Here is a 20,204-nt window from a genome sequence, read left to right as displayed (position 1 = left end):
GGGTCCTTCCCTCGAAGTGTCCGGCGGACACGGGAGGGGAAGGCGGGTACACCTGAGGTACCGGCATTCGCCCTGACCCTCCCGAGAGGCCGTCGGCGGCGCACACCGGCGGCGTGCGCAGCACTGGCAGGTCTTCGGACTCGCGGGCATGACACCAGGTCGCCTACTGGCCGTCGCTTCCCAGACCTCACGGTCCAGTGCTTCGTTGACGGCGGTCGTTCCCACTCACCGCTGCGGGGCAGTCCCGGTTTCACACCGGGTTCCCTCTTACGACGCCCCACCCTCGCGGACGGGACGAACCAGCACCACCGGCCATCGTACGGCCCGCACCGCCCGACCGGTCGCCGGTGTCCGAGGTACGAGACGGGGCCGACGGTGACGCACGGGTCCAGGGTGCCGGCAGGCGAGAAGCGCTTGACGCGCCGATGCCGATCGAGAAAGGTCGATTCAAAGCTCCGTTTCCGGTGTCATGACACGGGGAGGATCAATGAAAGCCATCGTCACCACCGCCGTCGCCGCGGCCCTGCTGCTGCTCACTCCGGGCAGCGCGCCCCAGAGCCAGCCGACCTCCGACGCACCCTGCGCTCGGCAGATCCACCCGAACCCCAGCTTCGAGCGGGGCACCACCGGCTGGGAGGCCGGCCCCCGCATCGTCGTGCTCGGTGACGCGAACCGACCCGCGCGTACCGGCCGCGCGTACGCCACCTTCGCCGGGCTGGACGTGTCGCGTACCGATCTGCTGCGCGCCACCGTCACGGTGCCGGCCAACTGCGACCTGACGGTCCGCTTCTGGGTCCGGACCACCACCACCGAGACCATCCGCGGCGATTACCTGAACGTCGGACTGGCAGTCACCGGGATCCCTCCGAAGACGAGGCACTCGCTGGCCTTCAACAGCGGCTCGCAGTGGCGGGAGTACACCATGTCGAGCGGCACCGCGACGATCGAGCGCACCGCGACGGCCGTCTTCCTCGCCAGCGAGATGGCCGGCAACGGCGTCACGACCTTCGACGTCGACGACGTGACCTTCACGTTGAGCTGACCACGAAGGAGCCGCCCACACGCGCTCCCGGCCGCCCGTTGCCCTGCTGGCACCGGGCGGGCGGGCGTGTCCGCCGCGACCCGCCCCGCCCGCTCTCAGTGACGCCTACGGGTCGAGCAGAAGCGCTTCGGCTCCCACCGGCCGGAAGCCAGCCGCCTGGAAAGCGCGGACGCTGCGGGCGTTGCCGGCGGCCTGCTGCGCCCAGACGGGCTGGCGCTCGGGCACCAGATGGCGGGCGGCCGTCGCCAGTGCCCGCCCGAGGCCCCGGTGGCGATGCCCCTCGTCGACCTCGATCGCCGTTTCCCAGCGGCCTGCCACACCGCGGCCGAGGATGACCACTCCGCCGTCGGCCGTCCAGACCCGGAGGTCGTCACGGCGCTTCCGTGCCCTGATCTGACGTGGATGATCCGCGTCCGCAGTCTCTTCGAGCTTCAGTTGGGGCTCACCGGCGAGAGGGCTCGCCACCGTCAAGAGGTCGATCGTGTCCATCGAGCGCCGGGTGCGGTCGAGCAGCGCGCTCAGGAAGGCCGGATTCATCGCAGCCGCCAGGGCGTCGCAGTCGAGAGCAGCAAGCGTGCGGCGCACCCACAGCGGGTCCTCGTCGGTGAAGATCACGGAATGGGCGGTGAATGCGACAACTCCGGCATCGCGGCTGCTTGGCTGTGGCACCACGGTGATGCCGCCGTCCGGTGCCGGGAAATGCCCCTGGGCTGCCGCCTTGAGGATGTCGGCCAATGCGCTGCCCATGATGGTCCTTTCCCGGCTCCGGCGGTCCCCACGGGTCGGTCCCGAGCGTGTCAGCTCCACGGTGATCGTGGTGCCCGTGAACTCACTGGGCGCCCGCGCTCTCAGGTGTTCAGCCCGCGATGCGTTCATACCGCAGTGGGAATCGAATCTCCCGCTTGAGCAGGATGCGGGCGACCCACGCGTCAACGAACATACACGTATGTCACGTACACTTCGGACAATCAAGATCATGGTCACCAGCGTCGCGCTGGTGACCACACTCGCTGTCGTACCCGCATCCGCCACCGCGCAGCCGGGTCCGGCAGCCGGGCCAGCCGCCGGTGGGCTGGATCGCGCCGAGCTACGCGCCGCTCTCGCCGCCGTGCCCGAGGCCGGCGTCCCGGGCGTGCTGGTCGCGGTGCGTGACGGCCGACGTGACTGGCGCGACGCCGCAGGCCAGGCGTTCCTGACCAAGCCCCGACCGATGCAGCCGCAGATGCGGCATCGGATCGGCAGCATCACCAAGACGTTCGTCGCCACCACCGTGCTGCAGCTCGTCGACGAGGGCCGGCTGGGCCTCGACGACCCGATCGGGCGGTGGCTCCCCAACACCGTGCCGGGTGAGCTCGGCGCCCAGGTCACCGTCCGGATGCTGCTGAACCACACCAGCGGCATCGGCAACTACACCAACGCGATGATCGACTCGTACGCGTCGATCGACCGGATGCGGGTCACCACGTACGCCCCGGCGGAGCTGGTCGCCACGGGCCTGGCCATGCCACCGACAAACGCTCCCGGCGCCCGGTTCAGCTACTCCAACACCAACTACGTCCTGGCCGGGCTGCTGATCGAGAAGATCACCGGCAACGACGCGGCAGCCGCGGTGCAGCGACGTATCCTGCGGCCGCTGAAGCTCAACGGAACATCCTTCCCCGGCACCGACCCGAGGATCCGTGGCCCGCACAGCGGCGCCTACTTCGCCCCGTTCGGAGTACGCGACCTCAGCGAGTTCAACATGAGCTGGGGGTGGACGGCGGGCGAGATGATCGCCACCACGGCGGACCTGAACACCTTCTTCCGAGCGTTGCTCGCCGGTGACCTGCTCAGCCCGGCCACCCTCGACGAGATGCTCACCGGGGTTCCGATGCTGCCGGAACTGCCCGAAGCCGGCCGCTACGGTCTCGGCATCTACTCGCTGCCCACTCCCTGTGGAGAGTTCTGGGGCCACGACGGCGCGGTCTTCGGGCACCTGACGATCTCCATGCACAGCCGCGGCGGCGCACGTCAGGTGTCGACCGGGATCAACATCAGCCACTATCAGGTCGGCCTGCCCGATCCGCACCCGATCGACATCGCCTGGAGCACGTTGCTGCTCACCGCGATGTGCCCGACCGGTGAGGTGACCAGCCGCTCGGCAGCGACCCTGCCGCAGTTGCCGAGCGTGACCCGGATGCCGGGCAACGATGCGGTGGTGGCGGTGCCGTAGCCGCCCTGCCGTCCGTCAGCCCTGGGCAGGTCGCTCCAGGGCCTGACCCGGTTCCTTCGCGCATCCCGGTGTGGGAGTGGCGAGAGGTGGGCCGCCTCGGGAACCGGTTGGTACCGCAGGCTGTACCTTCTGGGCCGGGAGGCACCGGTTGTGCCTGCGGTCGCCTATGGTCTCTGCCGGGGAGGTACGGATGCCGCGCAGAGACTCCGTCGGGAATCCGGTCGCTGTAGAACCGGTGAGTTCGGACCGTGGACGCGCGGTGCGGCAGTACCTCCGGGACCGGGTACGGATGTCTGTCGACGCTGTGGAGCATCTCTTCGGCGGCCTCGGCACGTCGATCCTGGCCTTGGCGGCGGTCCTGATGCTGCTCCTGGTGGGACTCGCCTGCCTGGTCGGTGTCGGCCTGCGGGTGGTCCCGTCCGCGGCGAAGGCGGTGCGATCGACCGCCAACCGGGAACGAACCCGACTGTCGTCGTGGGCGCGGGACCTGCCCGTACCGCCGCCCGTTCCGGCTGATCTACCCGGTGTCCTGCGTGACCGGTGGATCCGGCGCGAGTGTGCGTTCGTGGCCGTCCATGCCACGATCGGGTTCGGCCTGGGCGTGCTCGGGTTGACGATGCCGATCTCCGCCGTGCAGAACCTCCTCTTCCCGTTGTACTTCTGGTTCCTGCCGCCGGAGCTGGGCGGACCAGGCTTCGTCAACTGGCGGATCGACGGGCTGCCCGACGCCCTGGTGGTGGGGTTGATGGGGGTCGGCTGGCTCGCCGCCACCGTGGCGCTCGGTCCGACGATGGCCCACCTCCAGTCGCTGCCGGGGCGGCGTCTGCTGACATCGCCGCGCGACGTCGACACCTCGCTGCGGATCGCCGAGCTGACCGCGACCCGGGCGGCCGCGCTGGACGCGCATGCGGTCGAGCTGCGCCGTATCGAGCGCTCACTGCACGATGGAGCGCAGAATCGGCTGGTCGCGGTCACCGTGCTGCTCGGCGCGGCGCGGCGGGCGCTGGCCCGGGATCCGGCGCGGGCGGAGGAGATCCTGGACCGGGCCCACGAATCGGCCGAACTGGCGCTGGCGGAGCTGCGTACCGTGGTGCGCGGCATCCTGCCGCCGGTGCTCGACGATCGGGGGCTCACCGCTGCCCTCGATGGTCTGGCCGCTGGCTGCGGCGTGCCGTGCACCGTGGATGTCGACGTCCGGGGCCGATGCGCGGCGTCGGTCGAGGCGACGGCGTACTTCGTGGTGGCGGAGGCGTTGACGAACGTCGCCCGGCACAGCGGCGCCGGCACGGCGGCGGTCACCGTCCACCGCAACGCCGACCGGCTGCACGTGTCGGTCGTCGACGACGGCCGCGGCGGCGCCGACGAGGGCAACGGCTCGGGGATCGGCGGCATCCGTCGGCGGGTGGACGCCCACGACGGCCGTTTCACCCTGACCAGCCCACCTGGTGGGCCGACGACACTACTCGTGGAGCTGCCGTGCGGATCGTGATCGCCGAGGACGACGCCCTGCTGCGGGAGGGCCTGGCACTGCTGCTGCGGGCCGAGGGTCTCGACGTGGTCGCCGCCACCGACTCACCGACGACCTTCCTGTCCGCTGTCGACACCTTCGCACCGGACGTGGCAATCGTCGACGTCCGGATGCCGCCGACCCACACCGACGAGGGCATCGTGGCCGCCGTCGAGGCCCGGCGTCGGCACCCCGCCCTCGCGGTGCTGGTCCTGTCGGCGTACGTCGAGCAGACGTTCGCCACCGACCTGCTCGCCGACGGTACGGCTCGGCTCGGCTACCTGTTGAAGGAACGGGTCGGTCGGGTCGAGGAGTTCCTCGCCGCGCTGCACCGCGTCGCGGACGGCGGTACGGCGATCGATCCGGAGGTGGTCGCCCAACTGTTCGCGCGCAGCCGCCCCGACAGCACTCTCAGCCGACTCAGCGCAAGGGAACGTGACGTGCTCTCGTTGATGGCGGAGGGCCTCGGCAACACGGCGATCGCGCAGCGGCTCTTCGTCACCGACGGTGCCGTGCACAAGCACATCCGCAGCATCTTCGCCAAGCTCGGTCTCGCGCCGGACGACCGCGCGGACCGGCGGGTCACGGCGGTCCTGCGGTACCTCGAGGACGCCCAGCGGCGCGGTTAGTACAGCCTGCTGCACCCCGGTTGGCCCGTGCGCTAGATCGTCTGACAGCCGCCTCGACCATAGGTTTTCCGTGTATTCGTCCTCCGACGACACGGAGAGGTCAGTCAGGATGTCCATCCACACAGAACCTACGGCCGGCATCGCGGTGCGCGTGGTGCAGCTCGCTCGTACGTATGGCTCCGGACCGCAGGCGGTCACCGCGCTCGCCGGCGTGGACGCGGAGTTCCACCGCGGCACCTTCACGGCGGTGATGGGGCCGTCCGGCTCCGGCAAGAGCACCCTGCTGCAGACCGCGGCCGGCCTGGACCGACCCTCCTCCGGGCAGGTGTGGATTGGCGGCGAAGAACTGTCGCGGCTGACGGAAACCAAGCTGACCAGGCTCCGGCGCAGCCGGATCGGCTTCGTCTTCCAGGCCTTCAACCTGATCGGGGCCTTGACCGTCGAGGAGAACATCCACCTGCCGCTGCGGCTGTCCGGGGTTCGACCGGATCCCGTCTGGCTGCGCGAGGTGGTCGAGCGGGTCGGACTCGGCGACCGGCTGCACCACCGTCCGGCGGAGTTGTCCGGTGGGCAGCAGCAGCGGGTGGCGATCGCCCGGGCGCTCGCGATGCGACCCGAGGTGATCTTCTGTGACGAGCCGACGGGCGCGTTGGACACGCAGACCGCCTCTCAGGTGCTGGCCCTGCTGCGGTCGGTGGTCGACGAGTCACGACAGACGGTGATCATGGTGACCCACGATCCGGTGGCGGCCTCGTACGCCGACCGGGTGATGGTCCTCGCCGACGGTCGCATCGTGCGGGACATGCCGCAGCCGGGCGCCGAACAGATCGCCGAGCAACTGGCGCTGCTCGGGCGTCGCCCGCTTGCCGCCCAGGGGAGCTGAGGCATGGTCAAGCTGGCCGTCCGAATGCTGCGCCACCGGATCGGAAGCGCGGTCGCCACCCTCGTCGCCCTCACCTGCGGCGTCACGATTCTCATGTCGATGGGCCTGCTGGTCGAGTCGGGCCTGCGCTGGGCGCCCACGCCACAGCGGTACACCGCCGCGGACATGCTGGTCGCGCAACGCGAACTCAGCGTCACCTTCCAGGAATTCGGGGAGACCACCACGGCCACGGTCGACCTGCCCGAGGGTGGGACGGTTCCGGTCACGCTCGCCGAGCGCATCGGGCAACTGCCCGGCGTGGCGACCGCCGTTGCCGACCACCCGATCCGGGCGGTCGTGCCGGGTCAGCAGGCGGGGCAGGAGGCGGTCGCCCACGGCTGGCGCAGCGCCACCCTGACGCCGTACGAGCTCGTCGCCGGCGACCAGCCGGGCAGCGACGACGAAGTCGCCGTCGATGTCGGACTCGCCACGGTCGACGGGACCGAGATGCGTCCGGGCAGTCGGCTTCCGGTCCTCGTCGGTGGCGCCCTGCGCGAGTACCGGGTCAGCGGCGTCGTGGACCGCGACAGCGGTGGCGGCGGACCGTCCACGCTGTTCTTCACCGACGGTCACGCCGCGGCGCTGAGCCCGCACCCCGACCGGGCCGCGCTGATCGGGATCGTCCTGGCACCCGACGCTGACCGATCCGCCGTGGCGGCCGACGTCCAGCAGGTCGCCGCCGAGTCCGGAGCGGAGGTCTACACCGGCACCGACATCGGAAAGCTGGAAGAGTCCGAGGCGCTGGCCGCGAGCAACCTGCTGATCCAGCTCGGCGCCATCTTCGGTGGTTACGTGGCGGGCCTGGTGATGGTCGTCGTCGCCGGCACCATCGGACTGGCGGTCCGCCACCGCCGCCGCGACCTGGCCCTGCTGCGCGCGATCGCGGCGACGCCGGGACAGGTGCGACTGCTGATCATCGCCGAGGTCGCCCAGTTGAGCATCGTCTCGCTGCTGATCGGCATACCGGCCGGGCTGGTCGTCACCGGCTGGCTGCGCGGACAACTGGTGTCGCGGAACTTCATCCCCGAGGGCTTCCCGCTCAGCGACGGGGTGTTCGCCGCAGTGGCGGTTGGCGCGGCGACGGTCCTGGTGGCGGTGGCGGCGGCATTGCTCGCGGCCCGTCGTACGGTGAAGATCCGGCCTACCGAGGCGCTCGGCGAGGTGTCGATGGAGCCGGCCCGGAGTAGCAGGGTCCGGTTTGTCGCCGGTCTGGTCGCGCTTGGCGGCGGCGTGGCGCTGACCATGTTCACCACGGCCGCGCGCGGATCGGCCGCCCTCGGCGCGGCGATCGGGATGCTCTACGTCTTCGTCCTCGCCGCCGCGCTGCTCGCACCGTGGATCAACCGGTACGCCGCGCGGACACTCGGCCCGGTGCTGCGGGCCGTCTGGGGCGACAGCGGGTACCTGGCCGCAGCCAACCTGCGGGCGAACGCGCAGGGCATGGCGACCGTACTGACCGCCCTGGTGTTGTCGGTGGGCTTCGGCGGCTCGGTCTGGTTCTTCCAGGACAACCTGCAGCGGGAAACCCTCGCCCAGACCCGTAGCGGGATGCTGGCCCAGCACGCCCTGGTGTCGGCAGCCGGGCTGCCGGAGACAGCAGTGGCGGACGCCCGCGAAATGCCCGGGGTCGTCGCCGCGACAGGTGTCCGTCGCACTTCGGTGATCGTACGGATGATGGGTGCCGCCGAGCCGGTCGCCGCGCAGGGCATCGACCCCGACGGAGCCGACCAGACTCTCGACCTCAAGGTCACCGAGGGTGACCTCACCGAGCTGCGCGGCGCGACGGTCGCGTTGTCCACCCTGCAGGCGTCGTCGCAGCGGGCGAAACTCGGCGACCAGGTCGAGCTGTGGCTGGGTGACGGCACGCCGGTGACGTTACGACTCGTCGCCGTTTACGAACGCGGGCTCGGCTTCGGCGACGTCACCCTCAACCGGGAGACCGTCAGCGGCCACACCGCCACCAACCTCGACGATCAGGTCCTGATCCGCACCGAGGCGGGCAGTGCCGTCGCCCTCACCGACCTTGTCGACCGCTATCCCGGCAGCGGCCTGACCGACACCGGGGTGATCGACCGCGAGTTGGGAAAGGATCTGGCGCTCAGCGCCTGGCTGAACAAGCTGCTCATCGGCGTCATGGTCGGTTACGCCGCCCTGGCGGCCGCGAACACGATGGTCATGGCGGCGTTGGCCAGGGGCCGCGAGCTGGCCCTGCTGCGCCTGGTCGGCGTGACCCGGCGGCAGGTCAAGCGGATGGTGCACGCCGAACAGTTCGGTCTGCTCGGCACCTCACTGCTCATCGGCGGCGCTATCGCCGCCATCACGTTGGTCTCGGTGGTCAGGGCGTTCACCGGGCAGGCGGTGCCCTACGTTCCGGCCCTCGGCTGGGTCTCGATCATCGGCGGTACCGCGCTGCTGGCGCTGGTCACCACCGTGCTCCCCATCGGCGCACTGCTGCGTACGCCGCCGGTCACCGGCATCGGCGTGAAGGAGTGAGCGCCGGTCGGCGCGCGAACTGACCTGTTCTCAGGGGCCTCCCGATCGGGTCGGACCTGCCCGAACACGATGGTCGTCGCCCGGGACCGACCTACTATTGGCACCCGGGCGACACCGTCGGGGGTGGTGTCGCGGCAGAACTCACAACCATGATCGGCACGGACCGACAGCCAGGAGCGCCGCGTTGTTCAGGCGGAGGTGGACGATGACCGCTGGAGTCGGCAGCGCTCACGTCACCCGTACGGCCGTACCGGATGCGGACGCCCGCGACGCCGACCGCTGTTGAGATGGACTGGGCCGGATGGGCGTTGTTCGGGTTGGTGGCCACGGTGGCGCTCACCGCGACGCTCATCTCTGCCCAGCTTGCCGGCCTCACCCGCCTCGACCTTCCCCTGGTGCTCGGGACCGTCGTCACGGCGGATCCGGACCGGGCCCGGGTCGTCGGCTTCTTCATCCACCTCTGTGTCGGCCAGGGTTTCGCCCTCGGTTACGCGACGGCGTTCGCCCTGCTGCACCGGGCGACCTGGTGGCTCGGGGCGGTGTTCGGGCTGCTGCACGTCGGGATCGCGCTGACGGTGATCCTCCCGCTCCTGCCGGGTGTCCACCCGCGCATGGCGTCGCCGCGGGCGGGCCCGTCCAGCATGGCCGTGCTGGAGCCGCCCGGCATGTTCGCTCTCAACTACGGTTTCCAGACTCCGGTGGTCGCGGTGGTCGTCCACGTCATCTACGGGATCGTCCTCGGACTGCTCCTGCGGACCGGCTGACCGGCGCGGCACCGCTCGGGTGGGAGCGGTCGCCATGACGGGCGAACCGGATGGGACGCGCCCTGGTCCCGCGACACCGATCAGCGACTACGGGTTGCTCGGCGACACGCGCACCGCCGCGCTCGTCGCCGGTGACGGCGGCATCGACTGGCTCTGCGTGCCCCGCTTCGACGGCGAGCCGCTGTTCGGCCGGCTGGTCGGCGGCCGGGCTGCGGGCACCTTCCGGGTCGGGCCGGTTGGGCCGGCCACGGTCGTGCAACGGCGCTACCGACAGCACACGGCCACGCTGGAGACGACCTGGGTGGTGGGCGGGGGTCGACTCACCCTCACCGAGGGGATGGTCGCCGAGGCCAACCATCGCCTCCTACCCACGACGCTGATCGTACGGCGTCTGTCCGCCGAGGCGGCAGCGGTCGATGCCGTCGTCGAGTTCGACCCCCGCCTCGGCGTATCGCACCGCCGACCCCGAGTGCGGCAGCGGCACCAGGGCCTGGTGTGTGAGTGGGGGTCAGTTGCGGTGGCTCTGGGCGTCGCACCCGGACTCACCATCGAACCGGGTCGACCGGTTCGGATCACGGTCAGCCCCGGCCACCCGGTCGACCTGGTGCTGGCCGTGGCCCACCACGAGCCGCTGATTCACGTCGAGCCGCTGACGGCCTGGGACCTGCTCGTCGAGGACGAGAATCGGTGGCGGGCCTGGAGCGCGGACATCGACGCATCGCTGCCCTTCCGGGAGGAGGTGGTACGCAGTCTGCTGACCCTGCGGTTGTTGACCTATTCGCCCTCCCGGGCCCCGGTGGCCGCGCCCACCACGTCGCTGCCCGAGGCCCCCGGCGGGATACGGAACTGGGACTACCGCTACGTCTGGCCCCGAGACGCCAGCATCGGTGTCAGCGCCTTCCTCAGCGTCGGCAAACCCGACGAGGCGCAAGGGTTCCTCGCGTGGCTGTTGCACGCCAGCCGGTTGCAGCGGCCACGCCTGCCGGCCCTGCTCACCCTGCACGGCCGTCACGTGCCGTCAGAACAGGACCTGCCGGGCTGGCCCGGCTACCTCGACAGCGTCCCGGTACGGGTCGGCAACGGGGCCGCCGGCCAACACCAACTCGACGTCTACGGCTGGGTGATCGACGCCGCGTGGGGGTCCGTCCAGGCAGGGCACCGTCTCTACAGCGAGACGTGGCGGGCGGTGCGTGGCTTCGCCGACGTGGTCGCCCGGCGCTGGCAGGAGCCCGACGCCGGCATCTGGGAGGTACGCGAGCCCGACCAGCACGTCCACTCCAAGCTGATGGGTTGGCTCGCCCTGGACCGGGCCCTGCGTATCGCCGACACCCATCCGCTACCCGACCGCCACCGCCACCGGTGGCAGCAGGCCCGAGCCGCCATCGCCGCCGAGGTCCGGACGCGTGGCTTCGACCCGGCGGTGGGCAGCTACGTCCGCAGCTACGGCTCCTCGGACCTCGACGCGGCCCTGCTCGTCCTGCCCCTGCTCGACCTGGACAGCGCCGGATCGTCGCGGGTACGCGGCACCATCGACGCGATTCGTGACCGGCTCCGCGCCGGTGACGGCCTGCTCTACCGCTACCCACCCGGACGGGACGGCTTCCCGGGCGTCGAGGGCGCCTTCCTGCCCTGTTCCTTCTGGCTGGTCCAGGCCCTGGCCCGGACCGGACGCCGCGCGGAGGCGATCGACCTGTTCCAGACGCTGCGGAGGTACGCCAACCCCCTCGGTCTCTACGCCGAAGAACTCGACCCGGCGACCGGCGCCCACCTCGGCAACTTCCCCCAGACGCTGACCCACGCCGCGCTCATTCAGGCCGCACTCGCGATCCGGGACGCCGACGCCTGAGCCCGGACCACACCGGGTACGCCGACGACGCCCCGGGCAGCTGATGCCGGACGGCGAGTCGTCGACCGACGTGGCGGCGACGACGGGCTACACCTGCCAGTCCTCGGCCGCCGTCAGTGGCACTGGCGCGGGCCGGTCCACCGTCGTTGTCAGCTCGATCCGCCGCCCTTCCGTCGCCGCCCGCAGCAGACTGATCATCGTTTCGAGGATGTGCAGCGCGACCTCGCCTCCGGCGCGCGGCGGACGCTGAACGTCGGCCCGGACCAGGTCGATCAGGCCGAGGCCTCGGGAGCCCCCGGCGTAGCCGGAACGCGGTTCGACAACGCGCCACTCGGTGTCGCCGAGTGCGAAGCGGCGGACTTCGCCATCGAAGTTGTTCGGATCGGGTACGGCGAGGGTGCCGGTCTCCCCGTGGACCTCGATCGGTGCGGCCGTGGTCGCGACGCCGTCGAAGGTTGTGGTGATGGTCGACAGAGCACCGTTGGCATGCTCAAGCACACCTGTCACATGGGTGTCCACCTGCACCGGGATCCGCTGGCCCAGCCGCGCCCCCGAGCCGATGACCCGCTCGGGACGCAATCGGCTGCCGGCTCCGCTGACCGCGCGAACCGGCCCGAGCAGGTGCACGAGCGCCGCGATGTAGTACGGCCCCATATCGAACAACGGGCCGCCACCCGGCGCGTAGTAGAAGTCGGGGTTGGGATGCCAACGCTCGTGCCCGGGCGTCACCATGACCGCCGACGCGGACAGTGGACGCCCGATGAGACCACCGTCGATCGCCGCACGGGCCGTCTGCGTCCCCGTGCCCAGGACGGTGTCCGGCGCGCATCCCACGCGGACGCCAGCCGTCGCGGCCCGTTCGATGATCGAACGGCCCTCCGCGAACGTCACGGCGAGCGGCTTCTCGACGTACACGTTCTTGCCCGCGTCGATCGCGGCGAGCGAGAGATCGGCGTGTGCCGCGGGGATCGTGAGGTTGAGGACCGTCTGCACGTCCGGGTGGGCGAGCAGACGCTCGACGCTCACCGCCTCGGCACCGGGAATCGCGGCGGCGACCGCGGCCGACCGGGACGGGTCGAGGTCGGCCAGAGCGGTGATCCGCACCGCCGGGTGACCGGCGAGTGTGTCCAGGTACGCCTTCGAGATGACCCCGAGACCTACGATGCCGACGCGGTGCGGGTCGCCCACATCATCCCCCTCTCGATGACGGTACGGACGGCTGCGTGCTCCAGCACGTCGAGGCTGTGGCCAGGGGTCGTCACGACAATGCGGCCGGCGCCCCAGTTTCGGGTCCAGATCGCCGGTGAGGTGACCGGCCGATGCCAGGGATGCCACGCCTGCGTCGGATGGGTGGTGACGGCCAACACGTCGATCAGGTCGTCGTGCAGCACCCAGTACTGCTCGGTGAGCAGGTCGAAGTCGTCGAGTCCCGCCGTGATCGGGTGCGCCCGGCCGAGGTCGGTGAGGCGCACCCGGTACGGCAGGAAGCTGTCCTCCTCACCACCGCGACGCGCACACGGCTCGACCCCCGGATGGGTCGCGAACTGGCCGCCCACCAGATGCAGGTACTCGGCTGACGCGCGGAACGAGTCCACGATTCCGCCGTGCCAGCCGGTGAAGCCGGTGCCGGCGACGACCGCCGCGTTGAGGCCCGCCACCTGCTCCGAGGTGATCTCCGACATCGTCACGCACTGCACGATGAGGTCGAGGTCGGCCATTTCGGTGGCATCGGCGTAGATCTCCGTCGAGCCCTCGACCCGGACGGCGTAGCCGTTACCTTCGAGGAAGGGAATGAACAACTCCGTTGCCTCGACCGGCCGGTGCCCCTCCCAGCCGCCCCGGACCACCAATGCTCTCCGCTGCGCCACCCTCGCTCCCTTCTCCCCCGGCCCGTCGCCACCGGGCCGCCCAGTTCACCCGACGACCGCCCGCCGAAGCCGCTGCGTGTCGAGCACCGAAACCGTACCCGTGATTGCCGACAAAGGCGGACGGCGCAGATCAGGATGTCGACCGGGGCCGGAGACCAGCCGGCAACTCCTGGATACCGGTGGCATGGACATCAGGCCCGGTGTGAGGATGCGTTAATGGTCGACGATGCGCTGCTCGCCCGGGCTCGGGAGGTCTGGCGTGAGATGGCAGGCGTTCCGATGGCCTTTCCCGCTGACGGCGGCGTGGACGTGGCCATCTCGGACAGATCGCAGCTCTGTCCACCGGGTTGGGTCGGGATCGTCACGTTGGGCAACGCCGCCATCGTCACCGTGTCGGCAGACAGGTGGGCCGGAAGCGTACGCACGGCGCTGCTCGGCCTGCCCGTCGAGGTACTGACCGACCCCGACCGGCTACGCGCCCTGCTGCCGGTCGCCGAGGTGCTGGGTCCGGCGAGCCTGGCTTACCTCGACGACGGCGACTTCCGGGCGGCCGGGTTCCACACCGTGGATGTGGTCCCCGGAGACCATCCCGATCTCGCCAGACTCCTGGCCTCTGTCCCGGTGGACGACGCCGACGAATGTGGGTTGGCCGACATCACCTCCCCCGCGTTCGTGGCGCGCCACGGCGACGATGTTGTCGCGGCGGCTGGCTATCGGCACTGGCCGGGGTCGGTGGCGCACATGTGCGTACTCACCGAGCCGGCTCGACGTGGGCGCGGGCTGGCACGTGCCGTTGCCTCCGCAGCAGTCGCAGATGGTCTCGCCAACCATCTGCTGCCGCAGTGGCGGGCTCGGCCGGAGCCGTCGCGCCGAGTGGCGCAGGCGTTGGGGTTTCGCCAGCTTGGCGCTCAGTTGAGCATCCGGATCGGGCCCTGAGCCCACGCCAGGTCACCGAGGCCGACCAGGCCGCCGATCAGGATCGCCAACGTCAACTGCCCGTGGTCAGCGCGATGTCCCGGCTTGGTACCACCGCGTCGGTGAGCTGAGCCTGCGTCAGCAGGGTGCCCGGCACCAGGGTGACCGTTGCGAACTTGCCCACGACGTCGTCGGCCGCGCTGGCCCTGATCGGTTTGAGTGCCGGGTCGACAGTGATCCGCACCGTGGTGAGGTCCGACCGGTCGATGACGGTGCCGACCTCGACCCTGGTCCCCACCGCCAGGTACTCCTCGGTGCCGACCATGCGCAGCACCGAAACCGCGATCAGCCCGCTGGTGGAGACCAACGCCACCGCAAGCCAGACCGACACCGGCCGCCACCGACGTTGCTGGCCGACCCGAGGAAGGGCGTGCGGCGCTGTCACCGGCGCGGAGGCATCGGTGTCCTTGTTCGCCGACGTGGTCATGACGTGACCACCGACAACTCGTCGATGTCGAACGGCGCTGCCGCATCAGCGGTGATGATCAACGTGGGACCTCCTCGGGTCGCCCAGGGCCGCCGTCGCTGGACCGCTGGCAGAGGAGGGTCCTCCACCGAGCGGTCCAGCCCCCGTTGTCAGCGGCGGCCGGGCAGGGGCGCCGATGGCGTTGCCCCGCGCCGACGACCGGGTGCGCCAGCGGACGCCTGCGATAGGCATCCCCCGTTTCGCTCCTCACAGAGCTGATCCCTCTCACTGACGGCTCCGCCCGTTCGGGTGGCCGGACCAGGCAAAACACCGACCGCACAACGCATGTTGAGCGGTTTCCCGTACGCACTCAACAGGTGTTGCTCCAAACAGGAGCGAGCATACGCTTACTTTGCGTACGCGTGTCAACGCCTGTTTACTAAGGCGCGCATCTGCGACACTGGCGTTTAGTCGTTGAAGGGTTGAGAGTGATGGCCGACGATCAACACGTTGAGCAGGAGCTACCGCCTCTCGACACTCTCGCTGCCCGGCTGGAGTACCTGTTCGAAAAAATCCGCCCCACCCCTGAGGAGCTCGGCGACTCCAACGAGCCCGGCCGCAAGTACACCAACAAGGAGATCGCTGACAAGATCAACGCCATGGCGAGCGAAACCGGAGTCAGCATCAGCGCCGCCTACATCGGAGAGTTACGCCGCGGCGTGGCCAGCGACCCCCGCACCTCACACGTACGCGCCCTGGCCGACGTGTTCGGGGTGAACAGCGGCTACTTCGTGGACGACGTCGCGGCACGACGCATACAGGAACAACTCACGCTGCTCAGCGAGCTGCGCCGGATGGACGTCAAGCAGGTCGCGCTGCGCCAGGTCCTCGCCGACAATGGACTGTCGGCGACGGACACGCAGCTCATCGAGCAGATGGTGGCCCGGCTGCGGGCCGTCGCCGCCGGCACCGGCCTGGGCGACGCCGACGCCGCACCAGACGGTCGCTCTTAGCCGTGCAAATCCTTCAGTGGCAGTATGCTGACGAGCAGGGGATCGCTGACGTGAGTTTGCACCGACTGCGCAAGAACTGCGAAAAGATCGTCGCTGAGCTGGAGATACCGGAGCCATTCGAGATCCGGAAACTCTGCGACGTACTCGGCGAACGGCGTGGCCGCCCCATCCACCTTCTGCCGATCAAGCTCCCGGCTCACTCGGTGGTGTGCGGGATGTGCGTCCCCACCGGAGAATTCGACGCCATCTTCTTCGAGCAGGACACTTCGCCGCTGCACCAACTGCTGATCATCAGTCACGAGTTGGGCCATCTGATCGCCGGGCATCGGGCCACCGAGGCCCTGGACCCGGCGGCGTCGCGTCTGCTCCTTCCCGACCTCGACCCGGCGCTGGTCCAGCGCAGCCTTGGCCGCAGCAACTATGCCGCCGCTGAGGAACGCGAAGCCGAAATGATCGGCTCGTTGATTCTGCGGCGGGCTCGCAGCGGCCGCGACACGGTGAGCGAGTCACCATTGGACAGCCGCCAGGCCGAGCTGTATGGCCGGCTGCGGCACTCGCTGGAACACCCCGACTGGTAGGCCGACATGGACACCATTCTGTACGGCGTATGTGCGGTGGCCGGCTGGTTCGCCTTCAGCTACATGCTCCGGCTCCAGCATCGGCAACCCAGCCAGGTCCGGGGCGCGATCTGTGTGGCACTCGGCGCCTTCGCCACCGGGATCACGCTCGCCATCCCGCCCCTCGCCGCCGGCATCGACCAGGCGTCCGGCCTACCCAACCTCGCCAAAGTCATCTCCCACGGGTGCGCCATGACGATCGCCGCGAGCGCCCAACACATGCTGCTCCACCTCGCGCTCCCACCGGCCAGAGCGGCGGCCCGTAGCCGACTCTGGGTCTGGATCGCCAGCGGAGCCTTCCTCTCCATGGTCGGTCTGTTCGCCTACACGCTCACCTACGACACCCCGGTGCTGCTGACGGTCGAGTACGCCCGAGACTCCGCCGTCACCGCGTACCTGCTGATCTTCATGGTCGTCGGCTTCTTCGCCTACTGCACGGACATCGCCCGGCTGTGCTGGCGCTTCGCCCGCATCTGCGGGCGCCCATGGCTGCGCCGGGGTCTTCGCATCACCGCCGTCGGCGCCGTCTTCGCCCTGCTCTACAGCACCAACAAGATCGCATATCTGATCGCCCACTGGAGCGGCTATCAACCCACCGGCGAACGGGAGATCGCCGCGGTCCTGGTCACGATCAGCGCCCTGCTCATGATGATCGGCCTGACCATGCCGGCCTGGGGTCCGATCCTCACCATCACCCGGCGCTGGGACGACTTCCGTTCCTACCGACGCCTCGAACCGCTTTGGCGCGACCTCGTCAACGCCCTGCCCGAACTCGAACTCGACGCGAGTCTGCGCCAACGACTCGGAGCCGTCCGTGACATCGACTACGCCCTGACCCGCCGCGCCGCAGAGATCCGCGATGGCTGTCTCGCCCTGCGCCCGTACATGGACAGCAGGGTGACCGCGCTGGCCGGGCAGCATGCCGAGCGGGCTGGCCTGACCGGCGACGAGCGGCGAGCCACGATCGAGGCGGCACACCTGGCCTGCGCGCTCCGCGCGCACCAACGGGGGCTCATCGCCGCGCTTCCCCTGCCCCCCGACGACCTGCACCGCCCCGCCGGCGGCTACGCCGGGGAGATCGCCTGGCTGACGCTCGTATCCGACACCTACGCCAGTTCGCTCGTGGTCGCCCAGTCGCTCGCCGCTTCCCGACGCCTCCCCGTCCAGAAGTCCGCGCTTGGAGACCGCAGCCGATGAGGACCCGCTACGCCAATCTCGCTCGTACCCGTGCCCTCGATCCCGAGCACGACTACCTGGCGATCTACCAGACGATGCTGCGCTACGAGTTCCCGTGGGACATGAAGCTGGGCCTCAACCTCGCCTTCAACAGGTCCTTCTCCATCCCTGCCATCGCCGCCGTGCACACCGCCACCGGAGAACTGACCGAACGCACCCAGAAACGCATCGACGACACCGGCCTGCTCATGTACGAAATGGTGCTCAACGGCTTCGACCAGCCCCGCGGCCGGGACGCCCTGCGGCGGGTCAACCAGATCCACCGCCCGTACGACATCCCCGACGACGACTTTCGCTACGTCCTCGGCTGCCTGGTGGTCGTCCCCACCCGCTGGCTGCAGCAGTACGGCTGGCGTCGACCCTGCTGCCACGAGCGCCAAGCGACCTACCTCTTCTACCGGGAGCTGGGCCGTCGGATGGGCGTCACCGACATCCCCGACTCCTACGAGGCGTTCTCGGCCTGGTTCGACGCGCACGACGCGGCCCATCTGAAGCCCAACGACGACGCGGCCACCATCGAGCGCGGCACCCGCGACCTGATGCTCACCCGCATCCCCAAACCCCTCGCTCCGCTCGGCAACGCACTGGTCAGCGCCATGTACGACGCACCACTGCGCCGCGCGACACAGGTCGAGACACCGGCCTGGCCGATCCGAGCGGGCCTGCACCTGGCGCTGAAGGCGCGCGCCCGGCTCCAACGCTGGTTCGGCGCACCCCGCACCACGCCGCTGTTCGCCGACGGCATCACCACCAAGACCTACCCCGACGGGTACGACATCAATCAACTCGGCCCGCAGCAGGACCGGCCCACGAACCCTGCCGCCCCTGCTCAACCGGGCTACGGTGGTTGAGTAACCGTTGCCACGAGAAGGGGTGAGCAATCTTGGCGAGCATCCATGAGCTGGATGACAAGGCACTGCTGGACCTGGCCCGCCGCACCGACACGCTCGGCGTGTTGTCGGTGTACGTGAACGCCGATCCGGCAGCCGACCGGAACGCCACGATGATCGACCTGAAGAACCGCTACCGGGAACTGCAACGCCGCATCGCCGAGGAAGGGCCGGCGGAGCGTCGCCGGGAGATGACCGCCGCGCTGGACCGGCTCGCAGCCGAGGTGGAGCGACTCACCGCGCCGACCGAGCCCGGCCGGGGCCGGATCGTGTACGCCGCGCTCGGCGGCGACTGGGTGCTGCGCCTGAACAGCCAGATGCCCGTACCCAACCGCGTCGTGCTCGACGACGGACCGTTCATCCACCCGTTGCTGGAACTGCTCGACGAAGGCCGAGCCGCCGGGGTCGTGCTGGTCTCCGCCGACGACGCCCGGGTGCTGGAATGGCGGCTCGGTCAGCTGCAGCCGGTAACTCGCCTGGAACAGGAAGAAGTCGAGGCGCCGCACGAGCGAGCCGGTCAGATCGGCGGCGGCCCTCGAGGCCAGTACAACACGCCGATGCTGGAGCACCGGCAGGCCCGCGAGCGGGAGCGGGCGCGGCGGTTCCTGGACCGGGTGGCCGAGGCTGCCGCAGGCATGGCCGCCGAGCGTGGGTGGGAGCGGATCCTCGTCAGCGGCGGTGACCGGTGGACCGATGTGCTCACCGCGAAGCTCCCCGGATCGCTGCAGGAGCCGGTGATCCAGGACACGCGGGTGCTCGCCGGGCTTGACGACGCCGGGCTGCTCACAGCGGTGTCCGAGCGACTGCACGACGACCACGCCCACCGCGAGCGCCGCCTGCTCGAACGGGTCCGCGACGGCGGTCTCGGCCAGGTGGGCGCGCTCGGCCTGTCCCAGGTGGCCGGCGCGCTGCGGGAGGGCCGGGTCGCCCATCTGGTGTACGACCCGCAGGTTCGCTACACCGGTTCGGTGGACGCCGATGGCGCGTTGTACGCCGATGACGAGGTCGTTTCCGCCGGCCACCCGCACACCCCGGAACCGAGGCTGACCGAGCGACTGGTGGAACGCGCGTTGGTCACCGGAGCACGGGTCAGCCCGATCGAGGGGGCCGCTGACGGGATCCTGCGCGACGCATCAGGCATCGGGGCGCTCCTGCGGTGGTGAAGCGGAGTGCCAGCCGCAGCCGGTAACCGTTTGGTGTTTTGCGGCGGTGCGCGGTGAAAGATGGGTGCCGTGACCGTTCTCCGTGGCCTTGCCTTTGATGTTTCCCAGGCCCTCGGGGCCATCGCGGCGCTCCTGGCCGCGCCGATTTCGTCTGCGGACCACCCCGCCCTGGTCGACTCCGACCCGCACACCGGCGAGTGGTCGGCTACCCGTGCCGGCAACTTCGTTCTCGCGCCACTGTGGGAGGGGCCGGACCTGACCGGCCTGAGGGACCCGGAGTGGACCGAGCACCTGGAAGCCGGCGACCGGCACCTGGCCACACTGGCCGGGGCATTGGACGAACAGTGGGGCCCGCACCGTCTGCTCACCATCGATCACCTCATCCGGAACCCGCAGGCGGACCGTCCACCGGTCTACGACGCACTGCTACGCCAGGACCTCTACGGCGACCTGCATGTCTGGACGCCAGGCCAGGCGCCGGACCGGCGCCTGGCCGTCGTCCTCGGGCACAGCGACGGCGACCAACCCCTCACGCTCGCCGCACTGGTCACCGTCGGCCCTCTCCCCGAGCTGCCGAGCTGACCGCCGGCCAGATCGTTCTGCACGTGATCAGCAGGTGGA

The 20,204-nt window shown here is 70.1% G+C and carries 19 protein-coding genes and 1 riboswitch; of the genes, 15 read left to right on the top strand and 4 right to left on the bottom strand.

Translation table 11 applies throughout. The annotated features are described in order from the left end of the window. Positions 1-108: 108 nt before the first annotated feature. A riboswitch (cobalamin riboswitch) is annotated at positions 109-319 on the bottom strand. 168 nt (positions 320-487) lie between these two features. Further along, on the top strand, positions 488-1,042 hold the full coding sequence (locus Vlu01_RS26380; protein ID WP_204004568.1) for a hypothetical protein: 555 nt from the start codon (positions 488-490) through the stop codon (positions 1,040-1,042). Positions 1,043-1,147: 105 nt separating this feature from the next. Here the strand turns inward: Vlu01_RS26380 and Vlu01_RS26375 are convergent, their stop codons facing one another. Further along, positions 1,148-1,789, bottom strand: a complete 642-nt coding sequence (locus tag Vlu01_RS26375; RefSeq protein WP_204004565.1) for a GNAT family N-acetyltransferase — start codon at positions 1,787-1,789, stop codon at positions 1,148-1,150. Positions 1,790-2,018: 229 nt separating this feature from the next. Between Vlu01_RS26375 and Vlu01_RS26370 the strand changes: the two genes are divergently transcribed. The 7 genes from Vlu01_RS26370 (at position 2,019) to Vlu01_RS26340 (ending at position 11,415) form a co-directional block, all read left to right on the top strand. After that, positions 2,019-3,254 (top strand): serine hydrolase domain-containing protein, encoded by a 1,236-nt coding sequence (locus Vlu01_RS26370; protein ID WP_204004562.1) that lies wholly within the window; start codon positions 2,019-2,021, stop codon positions 3,252-3,254. A gap of 259 nt (positions 3,255-3,513) precedes the next feature. After that, on the top strand, positions 3,514-4,743 hold the full coding sequence (locus Vlu01_RS26365; RefSeq protein WP_239096137.1) for a sensor histidine kinase: 1,230 nt from the start codon (positions 3,514-3,516) through the stop codon (positions 4,741-4,743). Continuing rightward, positions 4,731-5,390 carry a response regulator gene (locus Vlu01_RS26360; RefSeq protein WP_204004557.1) on the top strand — a complete coding sequence of 220 codons (660 nt, stop codon included), beginning with the start codon at positions 4,731-4,733 and terminating at the stop codon, positions 5,388-5,390. The genes Vlu01_RS26365 and Vlu01_RS26360 overlap by 13 nt, the downstream gene beginning before the upstream one ends. Positions 5,391-5,499: 109 nt before the next feature. Beyond that, the gene (locus Vlu01_RS26355; protein ID WP_204004554.1) at positions 5,500-6,273 is read left to right on the top strand and encodes an ABC transporter ATP-binding protein; all 774 of its coding nucleotides are present in this window, start codon (positions 5,500-5,502) and stop codon (positions 6,271-6,273) included. Between the two features lie 3 nt (positions 6,274-6,276). After that, positions 6,277-8,805, top strand: coding sequence for an ABC transporter permease (locus Vlu01_RS26350; protein ID WP_204004552.1), 2,529 nt, complete (start codon positions 6,277-6,279; stop codon positions 8,803-8,805). Between the two features lie 254 nt (positions 8,806-9,059). Then, positions 9,060-9,569: a hypothetical protein gene (locus Vlu01_RS26345; RefSeq protein ID WP_204004550.1), complete on the top strand. Its 510-nt coding sequence runs from the start codon at positions 9,060-9,062 to the stop codon at positions 9,567-9,569. Between the two features lie 34 nt (positions 9,570-9,603). Further along, entirely contained in the window at positions 9,604-11,415 is a 1,812-nt protein-coding gene (locus Vlu01_RS26340; protein ID WP_204004548.1) for a glycoside hydrolase family 15 protein, read from the top strand. A gap of 87 nt (positions 11,416-11,502) precedes the next feature. Here Vlu01_RS26340 and Vlu01_RS26335 read toward each other — a convergent pair whose 3' ends face one another. Next, on the bottom strand, positions 11,503-12,603 hold the full coding sequence (locus Vlu01_RS26335; protein WP_204004546.1) for a Gfo/Idh/MocA family protein: 1,101 nt from the start codon (positions 12,601-12,603) through the stop codon (positions 11,503-11,505). After that, the gene (locus Vlu01_RS26330; protein ID WP_204004544.1) at positions 12,573-13,283 is read right to left on the bottom strand and encodes a ThuA domain-containing protein; all 711 of its coding nucleotides are present in this window, start codon (positions 13,281-13,283) and stop codon (positions 12,573-12,575) included. Before Vlu01_RS26330 ends, Vlu01_RS26335 begins: the two co-directional genes overlap by 31 nt. A gap of 216 nt (positions 13,284-13,499) precedes the next feature. Here Vlu01_RS26330 and Vlu01_RS26325 point away from each other — a divergent pair, with 216 nt between their 5' ends. Further along, positions 13,500-14,219: a GNAT family N-acetyltransferase gene (locus Vlu01_RS26325; RefSeq protein WP_204004542.1), complete on the top strand. Its 720-nt coding sequence runs from the start codon at positions 13,500-13,502 to the stop codon at positions 14,217-14,219. A gap of 52 nt (positions 14,220-14,271) precedes the next feature. Here Vlu01_RS26325 and Vlu01_RS26320 read toward each other — a convergent pair whose 3' ends face one another. Further along, positions 14,272-14,685 (bottom strand): SAF domain-containing protein, encoded by a 414-nt coding sequence (locus Vlu01_RS26320; protein WP_204004540.1) that lies wholly within the window; start codon positions 14,683-14,685, stop codon positions 14,272-14,274. 470 nt (positions 14,686-15,155) lie between these two features. Between Vlu01_RS26320 and Vlu01_RS26315 the strand changes: the two genes are divergently transcribed. The 6 genes from Vlu01_RS26315 (at position 15,156) to Vlu01_RS26290 (ending at position 20,165) form a co-directional block, all read left to right on the top strand. Beyond that, positions 15,156-15,677, top strand: coding sequence for a hypothetical protein (locus Vlu01_RS26315; protein WP_204004538.1), 522 nt, complete (start codon positions 15,156-15,158; stop codon positions 15,675-15,677). A gap of 50 nt (positions 15,678-15,727) precedes the next feature. Further along, complete coding sequence (locus Vlu01_RS26310) at positions 15,728-16,255, top strand: hypothetical protein (protein ID WP_239096136.1); 528 nt, start codon at positions 15,728-15,730, stop codon at positions 16,253-16,255. Between the two features lie 6 nt (positions 16,256-16,261). Further along, a complete protein-coding gene (locus Vlu01_RS26305) occupies positions 16,262-17,491 on the top strand; it encodes an MAB_1171c family putative transporter (RefSeq protein WP_204004535.1) in 1,230 nt (409 codons plus the stop codon). Continuing rightward, complete coding sequence (locus tag Vlu01_RS26300; protein ID WP_204004533.1) at positions 17,488-18,381, top strand: oxygenase MpaB family protein; 894 nt, start codon at positions 17,488-17,490, stop codon at positions 18,379-18,381. The genes Vlu01_RS26305 and Vlu01_RS26300 overlap by 4 nt, the downstream gene beginning before the upstream one ends. A gap of 32 nt (positions 18,382-18,413) precedes the next feature. Further along, on the top strand, positions 18,414-19,583 hold the full coding sequence (locus Vlu01_RS26295; RefSeq protein ID WP_204004531.1) for an MSMEG_1130 family ribosome hibernation factor: 1,170 nt from the start codon (positions 18,414-18,416) through the stop codon (positions 19,581-19,583). A gap of 69 nt (positions 19,584-19,652) precedes the next feature. Then, positions 19,653-20,165, top strand: coding sequence for a hypothetical protein (locus Vlu01_RS26290; RefSeq protein ID WP_204004530.1), 513 nt, complete (start codon positions 19,653-19,655; stop codon positions 20,163-20,165). Positions 20,166-20,204 lie beyond the last annotated feature (39 nt).

The sequence above is a fragment of the Micromonospora lutea genome (assembly GCF_016863535.1).
GTDB classification, from domain to species: Bacteria; Actinomycetota; Actinomycetes; order Mycobacteriales; family Micromonosporaceae; genus Micromonospora; species Micromonospora lutea.
The sequence above is the reverse complement of the archived record's forward strand: the minus strand, read 5'-3'. Positions and strand labels throughout refer to the sequence as shown.

What these genes read in the sequence shown, in the direction of transcription:
- Vlu01_RS26350 (WP_204004552.1), top strand. Translation starts at nt 6,277, where the DNA reads ATGGTCAAGCTGGCCGTCCGAATGCTGCGCCACCGGATCGGAAGCGCG.
- Vlu01_RS26325 (WP_204004542.1), top strand. Translation starts at nt 13,500, where the DNA reads ATGGTCGACGATGCGCTGCTCGCCCGGGCTCGGGAGGTCTGGCGTGAG.
- Vlu01_RS26355 (WP_204004554.1), top strand. Translation starts at nt 5,500, where the DNA reads ATGTCCATCCACACAGAACCTACGGCCGGCATCGCGGTGCGCGTGGTG.
- Vlu01_RS26320 (WP_204004540.1), bottom strand. Translation starts at nt 14,685, where the DNA reads ATGACCACGTCGGCGAACAAGGACACCGATGCCTCCGCGCCGGTGACA.
- Vlu01_RS26345 (WP_204004550.1), top strand. Translation starts at nt 9,060, where the DNA reads ATGCGGACGCCCGCGACGCCGACCGCTGTTGAGATGGACTGGGCCGGA.
- Vlu01_RS26380 (WP_204004568.1), top strand. Translation starts at nt 488, where the DNA reads ATGAAAGCCATCGTCACCACCGCCGTCGCCGCGGCCCTGCTGCTGCTC.
- Vlu01_RS26315 (WP_204004538.1), top strand. Translation starts at nt 15,156, where the DNA reads ATGGCCGACGATCAACACGTTGAGCAGGAGCTACCGCCTCTCGACACT.
- Vlu01_RS26300 (WP_204004533.1), top strand. Translation starts at nt 17,488, where the DNA reads ATGAGGACCCGCTACGCCAATCTCGCTCGTACCCGTGCCCTCGATCCC.
- Vlu01_RS26340 (WP_204004548.1), top strand. Translation starts at nt 9,604, where the DNA reads ATGACGGGCGAACCGGATGGGACGCGCCCTGGTCCCGCGACACCGATC.
- Vlu01_RS26375 (WP_204004565.1), bottom strand. Translation starts at nt 1,789, where the DNA reads ATGGGCAGCGCATTGGCCGACATCCTCAAGGCGGCAGCCCAGGGGCAT.
- Vlu01_RS26305 (WP_204004535.1), top strand. Translation starts at nt 16,262, where the DNA reads ATGGACACCATTCTGTACGGCGTATGTGCGGTGGCCGGCTGGTTCGCC.
- Vlu01_RS26370 (WP_204004562.1), top strand. Translation starts at nt 2,019, where the DNA reads ATGGTCACCAGCGTCGCGCTGGTGACCACACTCGCTGTCGTACCCGCA.